The following is a 25,698-nucleotide window of genomic DNA, read 5'->3' on the forward strand; positions in this document are numbered from 1 at the left end:
AAAAACAACTAGACGTTATTGAGAAGAACAGAAAAGCAGTTAATCAATGGCGGACAAAGTAGTACTGGTTGATACATCTATCCTCATTGATTATTATCGTAAAACAGACAAATCCAAATCGATTTGGCTAACCCTACTCCATCAGGGCTATCATCACTAAATACGAAATCTATTCAGGAGCAACTCCCAGCCAGCTAACCTTTTGGGATAACATTCTCCGGCTTATTCCAGTACTGCCATTCGACGAAGTATGTGTTGATGTAGCCGTTGAACTTAATTTCGGTCTCAAACGAAAAAGAAAATAAATCGATATCGCTGATTTATTTATTGCAGCGACTGCCGTGGCTCATGATCTCCCAATTGCTACTCTGAATAAAAAACATTTCGAACGCATTGATGAGCTAGTAATCGTCGAATAAGCTTCTGTTTGATTCTGAGCATTTGGTTTATCCCCAGGCCCTCCACGATGGAAAAACTAAAACGATATTTCGAGCGTATAGGCTTTGCGGAACCTGATCTGGAGAAAATTCTAGCTTCGTTCCAATATCGGACGTTCAAAAAAAACGACTTCGTTGTCCAATTTGGCAAAACGAGCCGACATATTGGCTTTGTGGAAAGCGGCATGTTTCAGTACTACGTGCTTAAGGATGGGGAGGAAAAAACAACCTACATTTCCATTGAAAATACGTTTCTGGCTTCTGTTTTAAGCTTCGTCAGCGGAACGCCCGCTCTCGAAAATATCAGAGCATTAACCGATGGCAGTATCAGCCTGATTAGTAAGCCCAACCTACAGGCATTGATCAGCGAAATTCCGCAGTTCAAGGATTTTTATATTAAGCTTCTGGAAAGCACCATCTGCGGTATCGATGCCAGCCGAATTGACTTGATCGTGTTGACTGCCGAACAACGCTACGAGAAAATGCTCCGGGACGAACCCTTCCTTTTACAGCAAATTCCTCTACAGTACCTGGCCTCGATTTTAGGCGTAACCCCTCGGCACCTGAGCCGCATCCGTAGCGCTATCCGGTAACAGTCAATCTGTCTAAACTTAATTTCTTCAGCCCCTGAAGGAGCGGTAATTTCATCAGGAAGTTACCACTCCTTCTTTTTGGACATTTGTCTAGTAGCCTCTTTTTTAAGCGACTAACTTTTGCATCGTCAATCAAAAACAAATAATCTCATGCAAATCAAACTGTCAATCGTCGCTTTTCTTTTTGTTGTATCCACTACTACTTTTTCGCAAAGCCGTTTTCCTAAACAGGAAATAAGCCTGAATGGCTTTCGCAATCCGTCTATTGGGCTGGAATACCGTCGTCAGCAAGTATCAGTACATGCAGGATACTACATCACGGCTTTGGAGCCAGGCGTTACCACAAAATTTATGAAAGTTGGCTTAACGACCTGGTTTTTACCCGTTGGCAAAAAAGAAAATCCGTCTTCGTTTTACGCAGGTATTTCGTATTTACGAGGTACAAATCTTGACTACAATGAACAAAATGCAATAGGCCTTGAAGCTGGTTTTCGCTGGATGGTCTGGAAAGGGCTAAACCTGCGAATTGGTGGCATAGCTCTGCTGGCAAAAGGCCATGATATAAAAATAAATCCTACCCCAGGAATAAGCTATTCGTTTGTCATTAAATAGAGCCTGTTTTTCCCATGTAAACCGGATTTGGGATTCTACCTGCGTACCATTACACTATCAACTTATAGCCAATTCCTCGAACATTAACGATTTGTATATGTGGGTCATCGCGCAGATGACGCCGGAGCCGCGTGATGAATACATCCAGGCTACGGCCGTTGAAAAAGCTATCATCGCCCCAGAGGTCCAGCAATACCTTTGTTCGCTCCAGCACCTGGTTCCGCTGCTCATACAAATGCCGAAGTAACTCGGCCTCCCGATGCGACAGCAGCACTTCACAGCTATCGAGCGACAGCTTTTGTTTGGGTGGGTCGAACAGGTAACGTCCAATGCGTACCCCATCTGATTCAGAAACCGTTGGTCTGGGCGTGCGATTAAGCCGAAGCAGGGCATTGATACGAACAATTAGTTCGTCTAAGCTGAACGGTTTTTTAAGGTAATCGTTACCGCCCAGTTCGAAGCCACGTACCACATCGGCCGTTTGCGAGCGAGCCGTCAGAAATAGAATAGGCACATCGGGATCGGTCTGACGAATCTGTTGTGCAAGCGAGAAACCATCCAGATTGGGCATCATCACATCAGCCACAATGATATCGGGCTGCTCTTTCCGAAACAACGCCAATCCTTCGACCCCATCAGCAGCATAAAGTACCGTAAACCCACGCACTTCGAGGCTATCCTTTACAATCATACCCAATGCGGGTTCATCTTCGATCAGTAAAACGGTAGGCATATAGACTATAAACTACACAACAATCAAAAACTCGCTCCCTTTTCCGGGTTCGCTCTGCACCTGAATCTGTCCACCATGACGCTCTACCACCTGCCGAACGTAGGCCAGACCCAGCCCAAACCCTTTCACGGGATGCAGATCGCCGGTAGGGACACGAAAGAAGCGGTCGAAAATGGCCGACTGGTACGTTTTGGCGATCCCGATGCCATCGTCCGTTATTGACAATTGCCACCCAGCCTCATTCGGCTGATAAACCAGACAAATATTTACACGTTCATGGGAGTACTTAATAGCATTGTCGATCAGATTGTTAAGGGCGTTACTAAAATGAATACGGTCTACTATCACCGCTGTATCAGCAGGAATATCGACCTGAAATATAACGGTTTTGCTAGCCTTTAGCTGATGGCTGGCAATAAGTTCGGCTACTAGTCCATACAGGTTTATGGTCGTGGGTTGTAGTGCGAGTTCACGCTTTTCGTCAACCGCCAGATTCAGTACTTTTTCAACCAGATCTGATAGCCGCTGGAGGTTCGTCTGCGATATTGCAAGGTACTTTTCTGTCTTAATTGGGTCGGTCAGCGCGCCAAAATGCTGCATGGCTTCTATAGCGGCCGTCACCGTGGCAATGGGAGTTTTCAGTTCATGCGTCATGTTGTTGATGAAGTCGTTTTTCACTTCTGCCAGCTTCTTTTGCCGCAGAATAGTACTGAGCATAAACAGAAAACTACCCGTTGTGAGCAACAACAAAAACACCGAACTACCGAGCAGCCAACCCATTCGACCGAGCAGATAAGACGAAGGTGAAGGAAATGAAGCCTGCGCAAAAAGGTGCCTGGTAGGGTTAATCGGGGCAGGTAAAGTACGTATGCCACCATTGGCCTCCTGATCCCCATTTCGCTGAAATATAAAGATGTCGTTTCCATCGACAGTAGATCGGATAGTCAATGTATCGAGCTGGAAAGCTGATGAGATTCCACGACGCTCCAGTTCGGCCTGGTATGCCGTTTTCAACTTAGGCAAATCCAGTGTCCCTCCCTTCGACCAGTCCAATAAAACCAGACTCGAAATCCGACGGGCAAGCGTATCGGCTGCTACCGTCGATGGCTGATCAATTGACTGAACATTGACGCTATAGGCCACGACCCGTCTGGCGGGTTCTTTTTTCCCTTCTTTAGGCAACCCATCGGAACCTGAGTTGATAAACACCTGTGTCTGTTCTGATCCGCCCGATGAATTATACCGACGAACAATAATCCGTGAGCCTTTTTTGGCGCCATTCAACGCCTTTCCTCCTAGTAATCGATTGGCCTGAGCCACATGCTGACGTTCAAGTACTTGAAACAACGTCTCCTGTACCGTCCGGCTAAACTGCTGTCGGTTAATCTGATAGGTGTTCCAGAGCCAGTACCCCTGAAACGCATTGATGCCAATGATGCAGCATGTCATCAGCCAGAAAATCGAACGAATGCGCCGGTCCATACTCAAATCTACACGGTCTGACTGGTCTTTGCACGAGCGTTAACACTACTTAACACTATATAGCAGTACGTTACAAAACTCCCCCTGACCTTTGGTTCGTCAAATCAACCGATTCTTTATGAAACCGCTTATTCGTCTCAGTTTAACTCTATTGGCAGTGGTGTTTGTGGTTGGCCCCCTACACGCTCAGAATTCTGCTGGCTCCGCCTGGGCCGGCCAGCTTTCGTATGAAGGTGTCCGTAAAATTGACCCCAACAGCATGCGTATCAATATCAACGGTGAGGACATCAAACCGGGCGACCCGCGCTTTCCTACCGATATTCCAGATACACGGGTATTTGGGCTTAAAACTCAGATTGCCAGCCATTATGCCAAAGAAGTTCGGGATGAGCAAAATGCCGTTATTCAGGTTCGGGATGGCAACGGTCCACCACAAACCCGTACGATACCCCGCCCCTTCACAGAACAGGTATTTGTTGATTTAAGTGGTCTGAAAAAGGTGACTGTCCTTACCGTCGGTAAAGATGCGGATGCGAAAGTCTATCAGGCCGAAGCACCAATTCAGCGGGTAAGTGGCTGGCAACTAACCGATCAGACCAAAAAAATTGCGGGTTACACCTGCCGGAAAGCCACAATCCCCTACAAAAAAGAAACCTACACGGTCTGGATCACCAATGAGCTACCCTTTACCTACTCGCCCATTCACGAACTGACCCCTGACAGCGGGGTGGTTTTGCTGGTTGAAGGCAGCCGGGAGCAATTCAAAGCCACCAAAGTAGATGCATCGGGTGCCGACGCCAACGCTGTAGTGCCAACAGCCAAAGCACAGACGGTTACTCCCGAACAGTTAACCGATCTCCGCCAGAAAGCCATTGCCGATTTCCAGCAACAAATCCAATTGAACGATCGGAATTAAGAGCTGGCTAGCCGGGAGCAGGGGGCGGGGAGCAGGGAACTTAGCCTTACAATCCCTGCCCGCTACACCTCGCTCCTCGCCCCATGCCCTCAGCAATCCCATGAAATCTTTTTCGCTCCTTGTCCTCTTCATCAGCCTTACTACACACCTGCGGGCTCAAACGGGTGCCACCAAATCCGAAATTCGGGGCATTGTCATCGACTCGGTGAGTGGCAAACCGCTCCGGCAAGCCTCTGTTGCCTTGCTGTCAGCCCGCGATTCGAGCTATATCACGGCCACCATTACAGACGGCGATGGACTGTTCGAATTGCGAACTATGGCGAAAGGGTCTTACCGGCTTCTGATCACCTTTCTGGGTTATCGGAATCTATCCCGCCCCTTTACCATTACATCCGAAAAACCTGTTCTGAACCTGGGCATACTCCGCATGATCGAACAGAGTAATCAGCTTCAGGAAGTGGTAATTCGGCAGGAAAGTACGCCCATTGCTGTAAAAGGTGATACGCTGGAGTTCAATGCAGGATCGTTTAAAACGCAGCCCAATGCGCAGGTGGAAGAACTGCTTCGTAAACTGCCGGGTATGGAAGTGAGTCGCGATGGCAACATCAAAGCCCAGGGGCAGGCCGTCAGTAGGGTACTGGTCGACGGCAAACCATTTTTTGGCAACGATCCCAAAATGGCAACCCGCAATCTGCCCGCTGATATTGTCGATAAAGTTCAGTTGTACGATCAATCGTCCGACCAGTCTCAGTTTTCAGGTATCGACGATGGTAATCGTGAGCGCACCATCAATCTGACCTTGAAACGAGATAAACGCAAAGGTTATTTCGGGCAAAATTCGCTCGGCCTGGGTACCGCCCGCGATGGGCAGGACAATCGCTATCAGGCCCGGTTGAACCTGAATAGATTCAACAATGGTCGGCAACTCTCGCTGATTGGGCAGGCCAACAACCTGAATCAGCAGAACTTTACCCTAGCCGATCCGTCGGCATCGGGACCCGTTTTTGTGGGTAGTCCAGGTAGTACTCCGTCGGGGAATCCACAGACACCTACAAACGTTGTCGAGGTACGGGCCGGTGGACTCAATTATCGGGATAAATGGGGGCAACACGCCGAAATAGCAACCAGTTACTTTCTAAATCAGGCCATTACAACATCCAATCAGCAAAGCTACCGAACGAGCGTTTTGCCGGAAAATTCGCTCATCACCGACCAGAGTAGTTCGTCGCAGAATCGTCAGTTAATGCATCGATACAGCGCCCGCCTGGACTGGCAGCTCGACTCCCTGACTAGCCTCCGGCTTACCCCCAATCTATCGTGGCAAACCAGCGATTACAGCAGTCAGAACAACAGCCAGTCGACCTTACCCGGACTGCCTGGTTCAACGCCTAAACTAGTCAATAAGGGTGAAACGAGTTATGGTTCCGATGGTAACAGCCTCAACCTGTACAACAACCTCCTGCTGATGCGAAAATTCCATCGGGAAGGGCGCACCCTGTCGCTTAACCTGAATACGACACTGGGCGATGGCGATACACAGGCAATCAATCAAACGACCAACACCTTTTACGATTCAACGGGTACGAACCCACTTACCAATCGGTTGAATCAACAGAATTGCCAAACGAGTTACGGCTTACAAAATACATTAACGCTGTCGTACACAGAGCCGTTGTCGCTTACCCAAAAACTGGAATTCAAGTACATCTATTCGCTCAGCAGTAACCAAGCCGACCGACATGTTGCCGACCTCAACGAATCGACGGGCCTTTATGATCGTACCAATTCGCTGCTCTCCAATGCGTTTACTAGTGCCTTTGCTACGCACCGGGCGGGAGCGACGTTGCAAACCCGCCGGCTACGCTACACCTATTCGCTTGGGCTGGAGGTCCAGCAATCCCTGCTTCAGACCAACAACCGCTCTGTCGATACCATCCAGCGTCGGACTTACTTGAATTTACTGCCCAATGCACTGTTCAACTACACGTTTTCTGGAAACCGAAACCTGCGAATCCAGTACCGAACCCGCCTGAATGCGCCCTCAATCACGCAGCTACAGCCCATTATCGACAACACCAACCCGCTGAACATCCGGATAGGGAATACGGCGCTGGCCCCCGAATTTTACAACAGCCTGACACTGACCTACAATGGCTCTAGTGGGCAGGGGAACAAGAGTCTGTTCGTATTCGCCAGTCTGAATCAAAGCAACAATCGGATCGCCACGGCTACGGCCATCAGTAATGCCGGAATACAAACCACCCAACCCATCAATACCGGTGGATACTGGTCGGCCACTGGCGTATTCTCCTTAGGCCGAACGCTTCAACCATCGAAAATTGGCCTTACATTAACTACTAATGCTAGCTTTAGCCGGGCCATTAGTTTCATTAATGACCTGTCTAACGAATCCAAAACCAGCAGTATAGGGCAGGGGGTTCGGTTACAATCCAATTTCAACAACAGTCTGGAATACGGTGTGAGTGGTAATCTCGCCTACCAAACCGCTTCGTATTCGTTATTGCCCAAACAGAATACTACCTTCTGGTCGCAATATGCCACGGCCGATCTGTACTGGAAGTTACCTTTCCGGCTCGTCCTCACCAGCGACGTAACGTATACAGCCACCACCGGACGGGCAGCAGGCTATAATCAGCAGTTTGTATTGTGGAATGCGGCCCTGGCGCGTCAGTTCTTCAAAGGCAATACGGGCGAATTACGGATACAGGTGTTCGATTTACTGAATCAAAACCGTAGCCTTACCCGTAACACGACTGATACGTATATTGAGGATGTACAGAGTCGGATACTTCGTCGGTATCTGCTAGTAAGTTTCGTCTACAACCTGCGAAAGTTTGGGATTTAAAAAACAGAACGCTGATTGTTACGCTGATTATGATTTACACGGATAAAAATCTGTGCGAATCATAATCAGCGTAACAATCAGCGTTCTGTTTTTTGCCGTACATTCGACCTTGTTATTCCTTACCTCTTATGTCGCCAACTGCTACCGTATCACCGTCAAATTCATTACGTCCGCTTTTTACGTTGCCCGTTATTGTAGCCGCTCTAGGCTACTTTGTCGATGTCTATGATTTACTACTGTTCAACATTGTGCGGGTTCCTAGCCTGAAAGATATTGGTCTGTCGGAAGCCGACATTTCCTTGATTGGCGGTAAAATCCTCAATTATCAGCAGGCCGGTCTGTTGATCGGTGGTATTGTCTGGGGTATTCTGGGCGATAAACGAGGTAGGTTGTCGGTTCTGTTTGGCAGTATCATCACCTATTCGTTAGCGAATATTGCCTGTGGCTTTGTCCATGACCCGCAACTCTATGCCATTCTCCGCTTTGTTGCTGGCTTAGGTCTGGCGGGCGAACTGGGAGCAGGCATAACACTCGTCAGCGAGATTCTGCCACCGCATCTGCGCGGCTATGGCTCATCACTGGTAGCCAGTGTCGGTTTACTCGGGGCTGTCGTTGCGTATTTCACCGTTACCCTGTTCGACTGGCGCACGACCTATTTTGTCGGTGGTGGACTGGGCTTAGGACTACTACTCATGCGGGTGAGCGTGCTGGAATCAGGTATGTTCAAACGGACGCAGGAAACGGGCGTTTCACGGGGGAATTTCTGGGCGTTGTTCCGAAGCAAAACTGCTGTTCTCCGCTACCTGCGCTGCATGGGTATTGCCGTTCCAACCTACTTTGTCATTGGTATTCTGGCTACGTTCGGTAACGAGTTTGGGAAGGCACTGGGTATTACCGAAGCGATCCAGCCAGGTCGTTGTCTGATGCTCATGTATGTAGGCACGGTGGCTGGTGATTTATTCAGTGGGGTACTGAGCCAGTGGTTACGAGCTCGTCGGAGTGCCATAGGGTGGATGATGGGGCTTGCTCTGGTTCTGGTCGGTATTTATCTGTTCGGCGGCATAAAATCGACCAGCCTGTTTTACAACAGCTACTTATTGATGGGCTTCAGCATCGGCTACATCGCCATGTTCCTGACCATTACGGCAGAGAGTTTTGGCACCAACCTCCGCGCTACCGCCACGACCTCAGTAGCCAACAATGTCCGGGCTACCACCCTTCTAAGCATTCCGGCCTATCAGGCTATGAAGCCGTCGCTGGGCGTCATCGAATCGGCCGCTATCGTCGCCCTGGTTTGTTTTTTACTCGGCTTCTGGTCCCTCTTTACAATGGCAGAAACCTATGGGAAAGAGCTGGATTACAGCGAGTAGAATTAAACTATCGTATTACAGGCACCCGACTCGTCCGCAATTGCATCGCGGACGAGTCGGGTGCCTTTTCTTACAAAGTTGGTCGTTTCATAAACCAGGGGCGCTCCTGTTCTAGCTGGCTGGCGAGTCGGAATAAGGTGGCTTCGTCACCAAGTTTGGCGGCAAACATAACACCGATGGGCAAACCGTCTGCCGACCAATGCAGAGGAACCGACATGGAGGGCTGGCCCGTCATATTGGTAATGACCGTGAAGGAAATATAACCCAGCGAGCGCTCGGCCAGGTCTTCGACCGTTTTGCTGCCTTTCAGGTATTTTAAGCCACCCAACGAGTCAACCAGTTTGAGGAGCCGCTCTTCCGAAGCTTTGTTCTGAAACGTCCCGATGGCAATGGGTGGGCGTGGCAAGGTTGGCGTCAGAAACAGGTCATAAGTTTCATGGAGAGTCCCCATACTTCGGTTGAGTGAATTCCAGCGCCGTTTCTGATAGGCCAGATCAGCCGCCGAGAACCCTTCAGCCAGTCGGGCCTGCGCCCAGGTATTTAGCTCGACATCGTCACGCCGAACCGGGCGGCCCAGATATTCACCCAATTCGCGAAGGGTAGCGGCTGTTTCGCTCAGCACATTCACGAAGAAGGCTTCCGTGACAATGGTTTTCTCATAAGGCAACGGAATTTCGTCGACCGAGTGACCTAGTTTTTCCAGCAGTTTAACCGTTTCCTGAACCGCCCGAATGCATTCGGGGTCAATCGTTTGGCCCGGCATTAGTGGCTGGGTAGAAAACGCAATCCGCAGCTTATCCGGATCACGACCCACTTCGTCCCGAAATGGTCGCTCAGGTGCAGGCAGAAAATACGGATCACCGGGCATAGGTCCTGCAATGGCATCGAGCAGTGCGGCACTATCCCGCACACTACGGGTAACAGCGAGTCCGGTCACCGCTCCGTTCCACAACTCACCAAAACGAGGCCCCAGCGTCACCCGACCCTTCGACGGTTTCAGTCCGAACAGTCCACAACACGAAGCCGGAATTCGAATAGAACCGCCCCCATCTGATGCCGTTGCCGCCGGAACAATACCAGCCGCCACCGCCACCGCCGACCCACCACTCGAACCACCCGGCGAATGTGTCTGTTTCCAGGGATTTCGGGCGGGGCCGTACAGTTTCGATTCGGAATACGGTGTCAGACCAAATTCAGGCGTATTGGTTTTACCAAAGAAAACTAATCCGGCGGCTTTCAATCGTTTAATCACTTCACTATCCGCCGTCGACACATAGTTCCGATAACCCCGACAACCCGATTTCATGGGCGTTCCGGACCATTCCAGCTCCAGATCTTTCAGCAAAAAGGGAACACCCCGAAAGGGAGCAGTCTCAGGTAGCTCCTTTGTCATAGCCCGGCCTTTGTCGTATAGGGGCGTAACGATGGCATTGAGTTGTGGATTGACAGCCTCAGCACGGACAATGGCCGTTTCCAGCAACTCGGCCGGCGTTACCTCGCCCGTTCGGACAAGATCAGCCAGAGCGGTGGCATCGCGGCTAACGTACTCATCGAACGGTAAAGTCTGGGGTTGGGATGATGTTTGCATACCAATAGGGTGTAGGAGGATGGAGAACGCTGCGGGCTAAGCTAAGGAACAAGCCGTTGCCAGCGAAAATACAGAATACCGCTGAATTCTACCTATTACTCCTCAACCACTTTCTGCATCCTCACAGAACGCAGATAATGGCTCCGGCTATGCGAAGCGCAAAGCCTGAGCTATTCTACCAATATCCCAAGATGAATCTGAGAAATAGTGGGCTGTGCCGGTCCAGTCCTGTACAAAGCGAGCTAATCCAATCGGCTAAGGAGCAACCAGTAGCCATTTTTTATCGATATTCCGGGCTGTTAATAACTACCTATCAGGAAGTTATAAGATACGCTAAGGCTAGTATGCCCCCTATCATCATAGTTTCGTGCACAGCCCCTGAAAAACTACTATAGAACTGAGTAGAAACCGTATTTGTAAAGAAAGCCAACGTGTAGCCTACGATTAGCATTATGCTTTTACCATCAGCTAACCATTTCAAACGAGGCTTATTTGCATTCCTTTTTATTGAATCACAGCATGTTAGTAATCAATGTAGTGTAGCCAAACTCCCTAAGTTGATCGCTTCAGTTTCGTCAAATACATAACAGGCCTTTGATCGTATTCAGAAGCCTGTCAATCAATTCAGTATATTGTAAACTGAACGGGGGGTAACGTAACGGTTTCCCACCAATAGGCACGAAGTTCATTAAAGTAAGCCACCCAATCAGCGTAATCAACAGGTTTAATCAAATATGAAGAAACACCTGCGTGGTAGGCTTCTTCAATATCGAGATGATCGTTGGATGAACTGAACATAATCAACGGAATCCGACTCACGGACGTAGACATCGTCTTAATTTGGGCCAATAGCTGCCATCCGGCTTCCCGAGTTGGAAGGTATAAATCCTGTAGAATAAGTTGAGGCAGTTCCCACTCCTGTGTATTCCACTCCTGAAGTAGCTCAAGTGTCTCCTGTACACTGCTGACATGCACAAGTGTCACCTCGGGAAGGCAGTGCTGCATAGCCTTTTTTATTAACATCCAATGATCTGCGTTGTCATCGATCACCAGCACTTTGGCTCGTTTTAAGTTTTGCCGCATACGTTATTCTTCAGTTAATGTTGGTATAAAGCTAGTATGTAAAATTAACCAAAACCTACCAATTAAATAGGCTTATAGTCAATTATTACGCACAAATCATATTATGATAAGGAATCTATATATTAACAACCGCCTGTCTAGACTTTCACCGGACAATAGTGAGGGAATGGGCCATCATTCAGAGGCTTCCCGGCCTTGTTTCATCTCCTGTATCTGACTTACGGGAAAGCCCCATTTCCTCACTTTACATAACCTGTTAGCCCGAATCGGTGTAAGTCCAGCAGTACTAACAATTATTTATTTACTCAATGAAAAACATGCATAATTCTACGCAAACTGCGCCCGAGACGGCTTCCGTTCAACGGCGATCGTTTTTGCGAACTGTCGGAGCCGCAGCGGTCACCGGTGGTATTTTAACGGCCTGTTCCACAGCGGATCTGCAAGTGAGTCCAAGCGGGGCACGGGCCGCAGCACCGGGCGACATCATTACACTACCTGGCGGTGATCTGGGCATCCTGAACTACGCCTTCGTTCTTGAGCAACTTGAAGCTCGTTTTTATGAAATGGTTCTGGCGAATCCCTATTCAGGCATAACTGCCATGGAAATGCAGATATTCCAGGATCTGCGCAACCATGAGGTAACACACCGGGCCTTTTACCGGACCGCCCTGGGAGGTGCCGGTATCCCCGATCTAACCTTCGATTTCAGCAGTATCAACTTCCGCCAGCGTACCGACGTGCTAGAGGCTTCCCGCATGTTTGCCGAGGTAGGTACAGCCGCGTATACAGGTGGTGGTAAATACCTGACTGATCCTGAGAACCTGAAAGTTGCGGGTAAAATTGTGTCACTCGAAGCCCGGCACGTGGCCATCATTCGCGAGATGGAATACATGAATCAAACGGCTTTTTCGGGCGACAACATCGTTATGGACGGCCTGTTCATCAAAATGGAGCCATCGGAAGTGCTGCCCAAAGCGCAAAAATATATCCTTGAAAAAATCGATGGTCGTAATCTGCCGACAGCCGTCGCCTAAACCTAGCTAAGCTCATGAACTTACAAAATCTATTCAACGAACTCGAACAGGTTGATGGTGACTTTATCGGCCGGATGGAACACGTTTCCCGTCGCGGACTGTTTAGCGCATTGACCAAAAAGACTGTGGCCGTTGCCGCACCGACCATTCTGGCATCGGCCCTCAATAACGCCTACGGACAGGGCATGATGCTACCCGACAATGTTGTGGATGTACTCAATTTTGCCCTTACGCTGGAATATCTCGAATATCGTTTTTACGACATTGGCAACAACCTGACTATGATTCCTTCGCAGTATAAGCCTGCTTTTGAACTCATTCGCCAACACGAAGAACTCCACGTCAAACTGCTCAAAAAGGTATTGGGCTCTAAAGCCATTGCCGAACCGAAGTTTGATTTTACGGCCAAGGGTATGTTCCCGGATGTATTCAGCAATTTCCAGACCTTCGCGGCTGTTTCGCAGGCATTTGAAGATACGGGTGTACGGGCGTATAAAGGGCAGGCTCCAAACCTAATGAACGCCAAGCCCATTCTGGAAACTGCTTTGCAGATTCACTCGACCGAAGCCACCCACGCAGCCCGGATTCGGTTTTTGCGCGGTCAGAAAGGCTGGATTCCGCTGGCTAGTCCATCGGGTTTACCACCCGCCGTAGGGGCTATGGTCTACAAGGGCGAAGACAATGTAACCCAGAAGAACATCAATCTGGCAGGTATTCTGAATGGCCTGGTACCGCTGGAAGGCATTACCGAGGCCTATGACGAGCCACTGACTAAAGAAGAAGTGCTGGAGATTGTGAAGCCATTCCTGGCCTAGCAGGTAGGAGTTGACTTACCCGTCAGGTGATAGTCAGGTATGGTTAGGCGTTGTCTGGCCTACTTGCCTGTCACCTGACGGGTATATCCGTGCTTTTTGAACTCGATGCTCACCCGCGATTGTATTGCGGGTGAGCATCGAGTAGCGACAAGCATTATTTCTTTCCTGGCTTAGGGAATACCTGGTGTGTTTTGGCCCATTGGTGCCATTCGGATGCCAGTTGACGTACTTTATCGGGATGCTGAGCGGATACATCCTGGGTTTCGGTTCGGTCGGTAGCCAGATCGAACAGATGCCAGGTAGTATCGCGGCTGGCCGATACGAGTTTCCAGTTGCCGGAGCGGGCATAGCGGGCACCAAAATGCTCATTGAACAGCGATCCATGCCCGGCTGTTGCCTTTCCCTGAAATGAAGGCACCAGACTGATACCGGTTGTGGGGGTAATGGCGTGGCCTTTGTAGGTAGCCGGGTATTTCGCACCGGCCAGTTCGACAAATGTGCTCATAAAATCCATCACATGCCCCACCTGTTCGCTGTAGCTACCTTTTTTGGCCGTAATACCAGCCGGCCAGAATGCAACCAGTGGCGTGTGTATTCCCCCTTCATACGACTCGGCTTTCCAATACTGGTACGGTGTATTGGCGACATTGGCCCAACGCTGCCCAATGGATGCATACGAAGTTTGAGCCCCTGGCATAATCTGCTTTTTCAGATCATATACAATTTTCCGACCATCCCGCGTTTCACTCGGCCGGTCGAAGCCGGGACCATAGGCGGCACAGTTTTCAGGGCTCGCTCCATTGTCCGACAAAAACAGAATCAGCGTATTGTCAAGTTGACCAGTTTCGCGCAGGGCTTTAATGATACGACCAATTCCCCGGTCCATCCGGTCGATCATGGCGGCATGAACAGCCATTGCCTGCGCATCCCATTCCTTATCGGGATTAGCCTCCCAGGTTAGGTCATCCTGAAAGCGTTTCGACAATGGCGTTTTGGCTGGATCAATTAGCCCCAGTTTGGCCATTTTCTGATACCTGGCTTTACGTATGGCCTCCCATCCTACTTTGTACGTGTCTTTGTATTTGACAATGTCCTCAGGCAAAGCCATTAGCGGCCAGTGCGGAGCGGTTTCGGCCACGTAGATAAAAAACGGAGCTGACGAATTCCCGTATTCTTTAATATAGGCAACCGTGGTGTCGTTGATGGCATCGGTATGGTAGTAATTTTTAGGGACATGCCTGATGGGCCTGGTGCCACTGACCAGACTGAACGGGTCAAAAAAATCGACTACGCCCCATATGTTCCCAAAATATTTATCGAAACCCCGATTGGTTGGATACTGATCGAGGGGTGCAAAGTCGCCAAACTCTTTCTGATGGTTCAGCCAGGCCAGTTGCTCCTTTGGGTCTTTCTGAACAGTAGTGTTCGACACATGCCATTTACCCGTCATGGCGGTCCGGTAACCGGCTGTCTTCAGCACTTCGGCCAGCGTAACTGTATTGTCAGTCAGGTGTCCGCGATAACCGGGTTCATCTTCCAGATCCGTCATTTTTCCGATACCGGCCTGCTGGTTATATAACCCTGTCAGCAACGCAGCCCGCGTCGGGCAGCAGCGCGACGTATTGTAAAATTGCGTATAGCGAATACCGTTATTGGCCAGATAATCCAGATTTGGGGTTTGAATTTCGCTCCCGTAGCAACCCAAATCCGAAAAGCCCATATCATCGGCCATAATCACAATAATGTTTGGCTTACGAGCAGCCAGTGGTTGTTGGGCATCCGGGCGTTTTGTCTCGAATCCGCTAAACAGGACAAGCGCGGCTGTGGCTAGTAATACGATGGGCACCAGAATCAGGCCTTTTTTCATACGCATGAGTAAATTGATAATCAGTTACTTTTTTCCGGTTAAGGATTTAATGATAGTGATTTCGTCGTCGCTGAAGGCCGAACCGTCTTTCCGATAAATGTCATGGAACCAGAGGTCCGGTTCTTTACCATCCGGCATGGGTGTCGACCAGGCGTAGATGGTGTTGGTTTTACCGGCCACAAACCCCCAGTTGATCGCTCCTATATTTTCCTGTTTCAATATGGGCATAATTGTCTGAAATAAACTGCCATTCCGACGAGCCATATACTCGGTACAGATAAGGGGGCGGTTGTGCTGACGCAGATCGCCGATTATGTTCTTGTGTTTATCGCTATAGCCGTATTGGTGGTAGGTAATGATGTCGGAGTTTTCGAGCTGAAATTGATTCAGTTCGTTAAACTTATCCCCCCAGTTCCAGACACCTGCGCTGATCGGCTGTGACGGATTTACGGCCCTAGCCCAGCCAAAAACAGCTTTTACCAACGGCAGACTTTTCCCGAAATACTGGTTATTACCGGGTTCGTTATACAGGTCCCACAGCAGAATACGGTCATCATTTTTAAAGGTGGTCATTACATCCTTCACATACTTTTCGAGCATGGGCAGACTGTCGGGGTGGTTCAGGATCATGGTACCAGGATCGCGTACCCAGCCACTGTTGTGGATACCTACCTTCGGTTCGGGTTGCTTACCGGGATGGTATTCGTCGTTCCAGCAATCGTCAAAAAACACAAACATGGTCTTAATGCCGTGTTTCTGCGAAATCTGGAGGTATTGATTCAATCGATTCTTGAAACCACTGGGGTCGGATGTCCAGGCCACATGGTGCAGAAAGACCCGCATCACGTTCAGACCCAAGCCTTCTGCCCAGCCCAGTTCCTTGTCAATAGTTTGTGGATCGAAGGAAGCCGCCTGAAACATTTCCAACTGATTGATAGCCGTACTGGGCTGAAAATTACAGCCGCGCACCCAACCCTGTTTCTGATACCACTGAGCCGCCTTTTCGGTACTCCATTTGGTTTGCGCCTGCAGGTTTACTACCACAACCAGACACAGTATACATGTCAATAATCTCTTCATATTTTTTGTAGTCATTCGATTGTCATTTTATGGTCATTCTGTAGTCAAATGACTTCCCAGTGCCAATCGGTTTAGTATCCAGGGTTTTGAACACAGAGTTTGTTGGCATCGATTTCTACCTGCGGGATCGGGAACAGGACGCGTTCGGGCTTGGCATTGGTAACACCCCGAGCCTGCGCCAGCGAAATAAAGGTTCCCTGTCGAATCAGGTCTTCCCGGCGTTTGCCTTCTGAATAAAACTCCCAGCCTCTTTCCTTAAAAATCGCCGTACGAAATGCTTCCCTGGTTGGTGTATCGCCAGCGGTCAGATTCGCGATACCGGCGCGGGTACGAACCTGGTTGATCAAGGTAAACGCTTCTGTTGTTGGCCCGTTCAACTCATTTAGGGCTTCGGCACGAGTCAGCAGAATATCGGCATACCGGATAACCGGCACATCAGTACCGCTGTTGTTGCCGACCGTATTGTTATCCCAGTATTTAAAGCTACGGGCATTGTCGCCCGTCGATAGATCAACTGTTTGATCACTGCTGTTGACGTAGCTGGTGCAGATGAGCTGTAGCCGCTTGTCGTTGGGGGCAAAGCTGCTCGTGAATGCCGTCCGTAACCGGTACTGCGTGGCAAAATTGGACATGGTCGATTTATAGACGTAGTTCGGGAATTGTGGGCTGCTTTTATAGGAAGGCGGCAACGCACCTGCCTGATACCAGTTGCCAAATGGGTCTTCGGTACGGCATTGTAGAGCCAGCAACATCTCGCGGTTGCTACTGCCTTCGTTTTCAATCCGAAACAGGTTTACGTAGTTCGGATTCAGTGAATAGTAATTTAAATCGATAACCGCTTTGGCCGCATCGGCGGCTTTCTGCCATTGTTTGGTATTCAGGAAAAACTTCGCCAGAATTCCGGTGGCATTGCCTTTATTCAAGCGGCCGTAGGCTTCTTCCTTGCCGGGATCGGGCAAATCGGGAATAGCCTGCGTCAGTTCCGTTTCGATAAAATTCAACATTTCGGCATCCGTTGCGCGGGCTAATTGTCCGGGCTGAGTGGTCGACATACGGAGCGGAACAGGACCAAAGAAACTGTACAGATTGGCATACGCCTGCGCCCGAAGTGCCCGCGCTTCTGCTTTATACAGCTTTTTATTGGCTTCGGTCGTATTCACATTAGCAATGTTTTCGATCACCCCGTTGGCATCGCGAATAGATCGGTAGTTTGGGCCCCACATATCATCATTGAAGGTTCCCAACGACGGGTCCCAGGTAAAGTTGATGATCGTGATCAACTGTCCATTTTCGGCTCCGCCGGTGTTAAAACCCATGTCGGTGCATACTTCCGAATCGTTGATGACATAGCGGGAGTTTGACTGGGTTTGTTCCTGCGCATAGGCCGAGAATAGCAGTGACTTAATCCCACTTTCGGACGTCAGGACGTTTCCGGGCGAGAATTCAGACTTTGGTGTTACTTCCAGCGCCTGTTCGCAGGCGCCAAGTGCAAGCAGGCAACCAGTAAGCAGAATATAATTGAACGTCTTTTTCATGGTTTTCAAGGAGATGACGAACGCATACTGGCTCCAGGATTAGAACTGAAGGTTCAGACCGCCGGTAAAGGTTCGGGTTAAGGGGTAGGTATTGTAATCGATCCGCAAAATATTGTCGCCCAGCGCATTGGCCGCTGGATCAGCTCCTGTATACTTCGTAAATGTGGCCAGGTTCTGCCCGTTTACGAATACCGATGCACTGCTGATGTAGCGATTTTTTGGCAAAGGCAACTTGTACGAAATCCGTATAGCCTGTAACCGCAAATAGGAAGCATCTTCCACCGTTTTGTTGGTCACCTGCCGTTGCCCCTGCACATCGTTGGGTAGGAACGACGGGTAGTCGTTGGTGGGGTTGGTGGGCGTCCAGCGATTCAGGTAGGGTACGGCCAGCTTGTTCCGCCGATAATCGACTGGATAGTATGAATCGACCAGACTGCTGTTTAGCATTTTTGCTCCCTGTGATCCCTCAAAAAATACATCCAGCACCAGAGCTTTGTAGGATAGACTGGTATTGAATCCATAATAAAAATCGGGCAGCGATTTCCCCAGAATAACCCGGTCGCTGGCGTTGATGACTTTATTGCCATCCAGATCGCGGTATTTCAGGTCGCCGGGCCGAACGCCGGTTTGTGCCTGCCCAAAATCATCGCCGGTTTGCCATACACCATCAACCAGGTAGCCGTAAAATGATCCGATGGATTCGCCCGGTTTCAGAATGCTTACCTGCCCGATACTACCTGGTCCCGACCCGATTGACTGACTGACGTTACCAAGGCTCAATACCCGGTTCTTCAGCGTTGTAATATTGAACCCCACATCCAGCTTCAGGTCCGATTTGTTCAGCACAACACCTTTCAGGGCAAACTCCAGGCCTGTATTACGCATACTACCCACGTTCTCGGTGCGGCTTCCGAAGCCGGTGCTGGCGGGTTGCGGAATGTCGTACAAGAGATTGGACGTCTTGCGGTTATAGTAGTCCAGACTACCACTCAGCCGACCGTTGAAGAAACCGAAATCGATACCTATATCGGCCTGAACCGCCGATTCCCATTGTAAATCGGGATTGGCACTACGCGATGGTTGCAACGAGCTAACCTTAGTGCCATTGAATACGGCATTACGTCCCGCCGAGTAGGTCGAAAAATAGAGGTAGTTGGCCGTCGGCTGATTCCCCGTAGCACCGTAACTAGCCCGAAATTTCAACTCACTAATGGTCTGGCTATTTTTCAGAAAATCTTCATCCTGTATGCGCCAGGCCACAGCTGCCGATGGGAAATAGCCAAACTGTTTGTTTGGACCGAAACGGGCAGAGCCATCCGCCCGGAGCGACGCTGTAATCAGGTATTTACCCATAAAAGAGTAATTGACACGCCCCAGAAACGAAACCAGCTTGTTTTCCTGACGACCACTGCCCACGCCATTTAGTGTATTGTCGCCGGTACCGAGTGCATCGAACGTCAGGTCGGGCAGGGCAAAGGAGCGGGAATTGGCGATCAGCGAGCTGGATGTATACCGCTCATAGGTAGACCCGACAACGGCAACGATGCGGTGATTCTTAAATTCCTTGTTGAAGTTCAGCGTTCCTTCGGCCAGATAGTAACTCCGTTTCCCATCGCGTACGTCAGCATAGCCGTTGTACGACAACCCGGTTAAGGTCGTCGGATCAATCCAGAAATACCGCTGGTTATCGTTCAGGTCAACACCAACCCGCACTTTGGCTGATAATGAAGGCATCAGAAAGTATTCGGCATAAATGTTTCCAAAGGTACGGTAGGTGTCGCCCATACCATATTGCCCATTGATCACGGCCAGTGGATTGTCCATTGGGGCCATTAATGGGGAGCGGTAAAATGAGCCATCGGCATTATATGGGGGCGCCGTTGGGTCGTAATTCTGCGCCATATACAGAGCACTGGCGTTGTCGTTCAGCCCTACGCCGGTAGCGTTGTAATAATCGCGGGTATAGGAGGTCGTCAGGCTAAGTCCTACGTTATATTTTAGCGCAACCCCATTCTCCAGATTCATGCGGGCGTTGTACCGACGAGTGCCCGATTTCAGCATGATACCATCCTGATTGAAGTACCCTACCGAGATATAGTATTTGGTATTGCCACCCGCTCCGCTAAACGACAGGTCGTGCGATTGAATAGGTGCTTCGCGCAGCAACAGACTTTGCCAGTCTGTATTGGCGTTTGGCCCCGCCACTTTGGGAGTGCTCAGTTTGCCCAGGTCGATGATTTCGTTAATGACTCTTGTATACTCATCGCCTGTCATGAATTGTTGGGTATGAGCCACTTTCTGTACGCCGTAGGTACCATTATACTCCACTTTCAACTTGCCATCTTTCCCTTTTTTTGTGGTGATGATTACCACGCCATTAGCCCCCCTGGACCCGTAAATTGCCGAAGCTGAAGCATCTTTCAGAATCTCAATGGACTCAATATCAGATGGATTCAGACTATTCAACGGCGTCCGATTGTTAGGATTACTGGTTGTTCCTCCAGCACTAGCCGACCCGATAGCGGTACCGTCATTGACGGGTAGCCCGTCTACTACATACAACGGATCATTATTGCCCGTAATGGAGGTAATACCCCGAATCTGTACGCTCATGGTAGCGCTTGGTTCGCCACTTTTCTGGTAAATCTGAACCCCCGGCGACCGGCCAATCAGCGTTTGCTGCAAGTTCACATTGGTGCCACGGGTCAAGTCCTGTGCTTTCAGCGATGTGACCGAACCGGTCAGATCACTTTTACGAACCGTACCATAGCCCACCACAACCACCTCGTTGAGCGACTGATTGTTTTCCTGAAGCTGGACATTAATCTCGGAGCTATTATTGACAACCACTTCCTGGGCCACGTATCCTACGTAGGAAAACACCAGCGTAAGTGTTGATGCCCCGCCAGCCGGTTCGGGAACACTAATCTGATAACGACCATTCGCATCGGTTGTGGTACCCCGGTTAGTACCTTTCACAACCACACTCACCCCTGGCAACGGACCATTGCTATCACTCCCCCGAACCGTTCCGCTAATGGAAATATCTTCGGGCACAACCATGATCGATGCCGTAGTTGAAACGGACTGACTCGTATTGAGCGGATTCGTCTCGGACAACCCTGGCTCGGCCGATGAGGTTATGGGCAATCGGTCATCGGCTGAAGTGGCTGATACTTTTCGATTCAACACTACCCATGTGCCGGGCTTCACCTGTTTATATCGCAGGTTAAACGGCTTTAACAGACGACTCAACGCATTTTCCAGTGATGGGCTTCCAGCCAAAATATCCGCCGGTACGGTTAAGTTGGCGATGGTCCGATCTTCAAATAGGATGTCGGTCTGATACCGATTTTTCAGATCGCCCAGAACATCGGCCAGTCGACGGGTCACAACGATGGGCGACGTCGCCGTTGCGCGGGTCTGTTGTCGGGCCATAGCGATGGTCTGGCTGCTAGCGAGTTGTGGCCCGCTCAGCAACACACCCGCAAGCAGACCTGACAGCGTAGTGTTGGTTAAACGTGAACGCATAGGTACTAGGTAGTAAGGGATAAGGAAGTCAGTAGGTTATTCGAAAAAAGTGACCGTGTTGTCTTTCTGTTTGTAGTTGATTTCCAGTAGTTCTGCCACTACTTGCAGAAACTCGTCGGCATTGTTAGCCTCAAAGGAGCCCGTAACGGTCCGGCTGGCTAAATCGCTGTTTTTCAACACCACGCGCAGATTATATGTATCGCGCAGAAGCTCCGCGATTTCACGAACAGATGTACTCTTAAATACAAATCGATGGTTGAGCCAGGCAGTACTGATCTCAGGCTCCGCTGTGTGGGTCTGGGTTAAATGCCCTGCAGAATCAACCTGTACAGCATCGCCCGGTTTCAGCCGCAGTTGCCGAATGGGCTTGGCGGTATTGGTATAATTGAGTTGGATAGCCCCCTTGCTCAATACCACTTTTGTGCCCCCCGGCCGATCATATACGTCAAATTCCGTTCCCAGCACTTCAACCTCAACCCCCCGGTTCGTATGCACCACAAAGCGTTGATGCGTAAGCGTATGTTTGACCGAAAAGGCGGCCTCGCCGGTTAGCCACACCGCCCGCGTTTTATTGACAAAACCGAACCTTGGAATCCGAAGTGAGGAATGGGCATTGAGCGTTACCTGTGATCCATCCGGGAGAATCACCTGCCGAGTTTCGCCAAATGCTGTTTCAACAGTTTGGTACAATAATTTTTCCCGGCCTGCATACCCTCCTGCCAGCAGGCATAAGGTAACGACAGCTGCAGCCAGCCACCAGGGTCGACTAATCAGCGGGCGAATTGTGGGCAATTGATCAGGTTCATAGACAGGTTGCTGCTGTTGTTTCCAGGCTTCAATACGGCTTGTCAGTTGATGAAAGGCGGTGTCTTCGTCGGCAAGGTATTGCAAATGCTGCTGCTCCCACTCATCAAGCCAGGCTACATATTGCGTCTGATTGGCAGGCTCCTGTAGCCAGTCAGCAATCATCGTTCGTTGCAGGGCCGTTGAGCGTCCTGCAAAGTGCTCGAACAGCGTTTCTCTCATAGTGGCCGGTTTCATTGGGTTACAACGGTTTTCGCCGATACAGGATGGCTCGGTTGGGTGGATGGTTGAACAAAGAGAATGGCCGTTAGCCAGCAGAACAGACCTAACTGAAGTGTTTGCCGCAGTTGCGAGAGCGCCCGGCTTAAGTGTGCTTCAATGGTCTTAGGCGAAATCTGAAGTTCATCGGCAATTTCGCGATGCTTCTTTCCCTCGAAGCGGCTCATCACAAACACGCGCTGACACTGGGGAGGTAAGGCCCGAACGGTCTTTTCAATCCGCTGATAAAGCTCAGTATACTGAAGAAGTTGCTCGGGATTCAGCACCGCTAGTGTATCGGTTTCTTCGGTTTCAACTGCCGGGATCGATTCCTGCTGAAACTCTTGGCGTAGGTAGGTATAGGCCCGCTTTCGCACCGCCGAATACAGGTAAGCCTGATAGGTCGTGGTAATATGCTGATGTACCTGATTTTTCCAGAAACTGAAAAACACCTCGCTCACCAAATCTTCGGCTATGGTGCGCGAATGCACAAACCGAACTGCCTGGCTGCACAACGCCCGGTAATAACGCCGGAACAGCAGTTCATAACCGCGACGAGCATCGGTTTCAAACGTTTGCCGAATCAGGAATTCGGCATCCATGACCATAGGCTCAGCCTCCGGTTTATGAAACGGATTGGGAACGTTGGATCGACCAGGTAGATTTTCGGACATAGATCAAGGCAGATAGAGGTAACCTGCATACTATTAAGTCCACAAATCCAGCTTTATCCCTTAGTCGATTTAACGATTTTTTTTAATTATTTCTTTATTCGTGTAAAACGGTTCCGTTTCGAACGCGTCCCGGAAAACCATATTACCCATTGAATCACCTATCTCAAAAACTCCTTCAATAGGCGCACCACGTCGCCGGGAGCTTCGTCGGGAGCGTAGTGGCCACTGCCGGTAATCAGTTGCCCCTGTATGTTGGCCAAACCGCCACTCCGAAAACCATTCAGATACTCGTCCATATTGCCATATTCATGCTCACCCCGCAGGTATAGCACCGGGGTTGTGATGGTCTGATCTTTTGTGGCTTCATTGTCTTTTTCATCTTGAGGGAAGGCTCGGTACCATTCGAAAGCCGTGCGCAGGGCGTCGTAACCTGTGTAGGCGCCGGCATAGGTGTTCCGGGCCTGCTCCGTAATCTGGTCTGGTTTCGCCGATATGGTGTTGAAGAAGTAGTCGAAAAATGGTCGCTGCCGATCCATCACCAACGTTTCGGGCAGGTCGGGAATGGTGTTGAACCGAAAATGCCAGACATTCGGATTCTGCTTTACCCGTGCCCAGGGATCGATGGCCGGAACCGCTACATTCATGATAACCGCTTTCGCCAGTTCATTTGGGTAGGTGTGCAAGTAGGCGTACGCAATCATGCCGCCAACATCGTGCCCGACCAACGTTACTTCACTCAACCCCAGCGCATCGATCACGCCTTTCACATACGTCGCAATGGTCTTTTTGTCATTGCCAGCAATTTTCTCGGATTGGCCAATGCCGGGTAAATCAAGGGCTATCACATGAAAATCGGTCTGAAGCCCCGTCATGATCACGTCAAAAGACTGCCAATTTTCGGGAAATCCATGCAGAAACAGTACAGGCGGTTTGTGGGTGCAGGTGTTAGAAACTACGTGTAGCGACACACCTTCTACTTTGATTTGCTGGTGCTGAAAAGCGGAAGCATTTTCCATGTTATTCATGCGTATCGTTGAGCATTTGTTTACGGATCAGGTCGAAATCCTTTTTCCCGATTTCAAAAAAACCAACGCGAAACGGGTATCCCCAGGATTTCTTGTTCTGAATAAAATCAAGGTCGTTGATTAGCGGCAGTATCGACGCTTCCCGGCAATCATAAAATCGGACGTTACGCCGGAATGGGGCAAAATCGTCGGTCATAGTGACCTGGTAAATCGCTTCGTTGGTCGCCTGTCCGATAGCGGTAAACGACTGGCATTTTTCGTCCTGTTCCAGTACCTGCTTAGGCGAATAAAAGATTACCCAGTCGTCGGGCTTTGTCCGTTGCAACGGGGCTTTTTTCCCGTGATTCGCCTGTATAAATCCACCCGAAACACCCCGCATGACGTGGTCTTTCGAAGCAACGGCAATCCAGTATTGTTGAGACTCGTTCATGCCTGTTTTTTCTCGTCCCCAATAACCGATATTTTTCCGACTTTCGCAGCGGATCGCTTCCATTTTCGATAGGTTAAGGGCTATCCATCAAATAATTACTGTTCGGCAGATTATTAGCGAATGGTATTATTGAGTAACTTACCTAACACCCACCATCCAGTTGTCTGCTTACGAAATAGAATGAGTAATCGGATTGCTTTCGGCACTTTATATACCCAGATTTTACCTAAATCCTGAACGAATGTTTTCTGTCTGGAATCTTTCTTTACGTAAACCGGGTCTTTTACAGCGGTGGCTCTCTCTGCTTTTTATTGCTCTGTTTTCAGCTACGTTTCCCCTTTTTGCTCAATCGTCGGTGAAAGCCGTCTCCTTATTTGACGGTAAAACGCTGAACGGCTGGAAAACCGTTGATCCGGCGCAGGCCAGTTGGTGGTCGGTAAAAGACAGCGTAATTCATAGTGGTGATGGTGTTAACAAGATACCGGAAAATACCTACCTACATACGCTTAAGGAGTACGGTGATTTTGAATTTCGTTGCCTGTTCCGGCTCTACGGTGATCCTAAAACGGGGATGATCAACAGCGGCATTCAGTATCGGTCGATTATTGAGGGTACAAAAATCATTGGTTATCAGGCCGATATTGGCAATGGCTATTGGGGTGACCTGTATGACGAACACCGCCGGGAGAAACTGGTTGGTGGTGATCTGCGAACGCTCAAACATATTTTGAAAGAAGACGGCTGGAACAGCTACATCATCCGCTGCAAAGGCAACCATCACGAACTGTATATTAATGGTGTAAAAACCTGCGACTATATAGAGCAGGACAGTAAAATCCCCAAGAAGGGCGTGATTGCCGTCCAGATACACAGCGGTGGTGTAGCCCAGGTTGAATTTAGAGACCTGACGATAAACGAGTTTTAATATTCTTTCTGGCAGGATTTACAGGATTTATTGATTGAAA

The 25,698-nt window shown here is 49.6% G+C and carries 20 protein-coding genes; 8 read left to right on the plus strand and 12 right to left on the minus strand.

The window, feature by feature from the left end:
• The first annotated feature begins 466 nt into the window (after positions 1-466).
• Both B5M13_RS23280 and B5M13_RS23285 read left to right on the plus strand, forming a co-directional pair.
• Positions 467-1,030 (plus strand): Crp/Fnr family transcriptional regulator, encoded by a 564-nt coding sequence (locus tag B5M13_RS23280; RefSeq protein WP_080057948.1) that lies wholly within the window; start codon positions 467-469, stop codon positions 1,028-1,030.
• Positions 1,031-1,180: 150 nt separating this feature from the next.
• A complete protein-coding gene (locus B5M13_RS23285; RefSeq protein ID WP_080057949.1) occupies positions 1,181-1,642 on the plus strand; it encodes a hypothetical protein in 462 nt (153 codons plus the stop codon).
• A gap of 49 nt (positions 1,643-1,691) precedes the next feature.
• Here the strand turns inward: B5M13_RS23285 and B5M13_RS23290 are convergent, their stop codons facing one another.
• Together B5M13_RS23290 and B5M13_RS23295 are read right to left on the minus strand one after the other, a co-directional pair.
• Complete coding sequence (locus B5M13_RS23290; RefSeq protein ID WP_080057950.1) at positions 1,692-2,375, minus strand: response regulator transcription factor; 684 nt, start codon at positions 2,373-2,375, stop codon at positions 1,692-1,694.
• 12 nt (positions 2,376-2,387) lie between these two features.
• Positions 2,388-3,857, minus strand: a complete 1,470-nt coding sequence (locus tag B5M13_RS23295; protein WP_080057951.1) for a sensor histidine kinase — start codon at positions 3,855-3,857, stop codon at positions 2,388-2,390.
• Positions 3,858-3,975: 118 nt separating this feature from the next.
• Between B5M13_RS23295 and B5M13_RS23300 the strand changes: the two genes are divergently transcribed.
• From B5M13_RS23300 to B5M13_RS23310, 3 genes are all read left to right on the plus strand, one after another.
• The gene (locus tag B5M13_RS23300) at positions 3,976-4,773 is read left to right on the plus strand and encodes a hypothetical protein (RefSeq protein ID WP_080057952.1); all 798 of its coding nucleotides are present in this window, start codon (positions 3,976-3,978) and stop codon (positions 4,771-4,773) included.
• Between the two features lie 100 nt (positions 4,774-4,873).
• Complete coding sequence (locus B5M13_RS23305) at positions 4,874-7,639, plus strand: outer membrane beta-barrel protein (RefSeq protein WP_080057953.1); 2,766 nt, start codon at positions 4,874-4,876, stop codon at positions 7,637-7,639.
• 128 nt (positions 7,640-7,767) lie between these two features.
• On the plus strand, positions 7,768-9,009 hold the full coding sequence (locus tag B5M13_RS23310; RefSeq protein ID WP_080057954.1) for an MFS transporter: 1,242 nt from the start codon (positions 7,768-7,770) through the stop codon (positions 9,007-9,009).
• Positions 9,010-9,079: 70 nt separating this feature from the next.
• On the opposite strand, the gene B5M13_RS23315 is transcribed toward B5M13_RS23310, so the two are convergent.
• Together B5M13_RS23315 and B5M13_RS23325 are read right to left on the minus strand one after the other, a co-directional pair.
• Complete coding sequence (locus B5M13_RS23315) at positions 9,080-10,597, minus strand: amidase (protein ID WP_080057955.1); 1,518 nt, start codon at positions 10,595-10,597, stop codon at positions 9,080-9,082.
• 624 nt (positions 10,598-11,221) lie between these two features.
• Positions 11,222-11,680, minus strand: coding sequence for a response regulator (locus tag B5M13_RS23325; protein ID WP_080057957.1), 459 nt, complete (start codon positions 11,678-11,680; stop codon positions 11,222-11,224).
• A 317-nt stretch (positions 11,681-11,997) separates the two neighbouring features.
• Between B5M13_RS23325 and B5M13_RS23330 the strand changes: the two genes are divergently transcribed.
• Together B5M13_RS23330 and B5M13_RS23335 are read left to right on the plus strand one after the other, a co-directional pair.
• Positions 11,998-12,714, plus strand: a complete 717-nt coding sequence (locus B5M13_RS23330; protein ID WP_317046941.1) for a ferritin-like domain-containing protein — start codon at positions 11,998-12,000, stop codon at positions 12,712-12,714.
• 14 nt (positions 12,715-12,728) lie between these two features.
• Complete coding sequence (locus tag B5M13_RS23335; RefSeq protein WP_080057959.1) at positions 12,729-13,529, plus strand: ferritin-like domain-containing protein; 801 nt, start codon at positions 12,729-12,731, stop codon at positions 13,527-13,529.
• A gap of 154 nt (positions 13,530-13,683) precedes the next feature.
• Here B5M13_RS23335 and B5M13_RS23340 read toward each other — a convergent pair whose 3' ends face one another.
• The 8 genes from B5M13_RS23340 to B5M13_RS23375 all read right to left on the minus strand — a co-directional run bounded on the left by B5M13_RS23340 (position 13,684) and on the right by B5M13_RS23375 (position 24,796).
• Positions 13,684-15,402 carry an arylsulfatase gene (locus B5M13_RS23340; RefSeq protein WP_245859450.1) on the minus strand — a complete coding sequence of 573 codons (1,719 nt, stop codon included), beginning with the start codon at positions 15,400-15,402 and terminating at the stop codon, positions 13,684-13,686.
• Positions 15,403-15,420: 18 nt separating this feature from the next.
• Positions 15,421-16,491: a cellulase family glycosylhydrolase gene (locus B5M13_RS23345; RefSeq protein ID WP_245859451.1), complete on the minus strand. Its 1,071-nt coding sequence runs from the start codon at positions 16,489-16,491 to the stop codon at positions 15,421-15,423.
• A 56-nt stretch (positions 16,492-16,547) separates the two neighbouring features.
• The gene (locus B5M13_RS23350) at positions 16,548-18,011 is read right to left on the minus strand and encodes a RagB/SusD family nutrient uptake outer membrane protein (RefSeq protein ID WP_080057960.1); all 1,464 of its coding nucleotides are present in this window, start codon (positions 18,009-18,011) and stop codon (positions 16,548-16,550) included.
• A gap of 39 nt (positions 18,012-18,050) precedes the next feature.
• Positions 18,051-21,542, minus strand: a complete 3,492-nt coding sequence (locus B5M13_RS23355; protein WP_218919461.1) for a SusC/RagA family TonB-linked outer membrane protein — start codon at positions 21,540-21,542, stop codon at positions 18,051-18,053.
• A 36-nt stretch (positions 21,543-21,578) separates the two neighbouring features.
• Positions 21,579-22,583, minus strand: a complete 1,005-nt coding sequence (locus tag B5M13_RS23360; protein WP_080057961.1) for a FecR family protein — start codon at positions 22,581-22,583, stop codon at positions 21,579-21,581.
• Positions 22,580-23,278: an RNA polymerase sigma-70 factor gene (locus tag B5M13_RS23365; protein ID WP_080057962.1), complete on the minus strand. Its 699-nt coding sequence runs from the start codon at positions 23,276-23,278 to the stop codon at positions 22,580-22,582. Before B5M13_RS23365 ends, B5M13_RS23360 begins: the two co-directional genes overlap by 4 nt.
• A gap of 158 nt (positions 23,279-23,436) precedes the next feature.
• The gene (locus tag B5M13_RS23370) at positions 23,437-24,303 is read right to left on the minus strand and encodes an alpha/beta fold hydrolase (protein ID WP_080057963.1); all 867 of its coding nucleotides are present in this window, start codon (positions 24,301-24,303) and stop codon (positions 23,437-23,439) included.
• Positions 24,296-24,796 (minus strand): EVE domain-containing protein, encoded by a 501-nt coding sequence (locus B5M13_RS23375; protein WP_245859452.1) that lies wholly within the window; start codon positions 24,794-24,796, stop codon positions 24,296-24,298. The genes B5M13_RS23370 and B5M13_RS23375 overlap by 8 nt, the downstream gene beginning before the upstream one ends.
• A 178-nt stretch (positions 24,797-24,974) precedes the next feature.
• On the opposite strand from B5M13_RS23375, the gene B5M13_RS23380 reads away from it, so the two are divergent.
• Entirely contained in the window at positions 24,975-25,658 is a 684-nt protein-coding gene (locus B5M13_RS23380; RefSeq protein ID WP_080057964.1) for a 3-keto-disaccharide hydrolase, read from the plus strand.
• Positions 25,659-25,698: the final 40 nt, after the last annotated feature.

It is taken from the genome of Spirosoma aerolatum, from assembly GCF_002056795.1.
GTDB classification, from domain to species: domain Bacteria; phylum Bacteroidota; class Bacteroidia; order Cytophagales; family Spirosomataceae; genus Spirosoma; species Spirosoma aerolatum.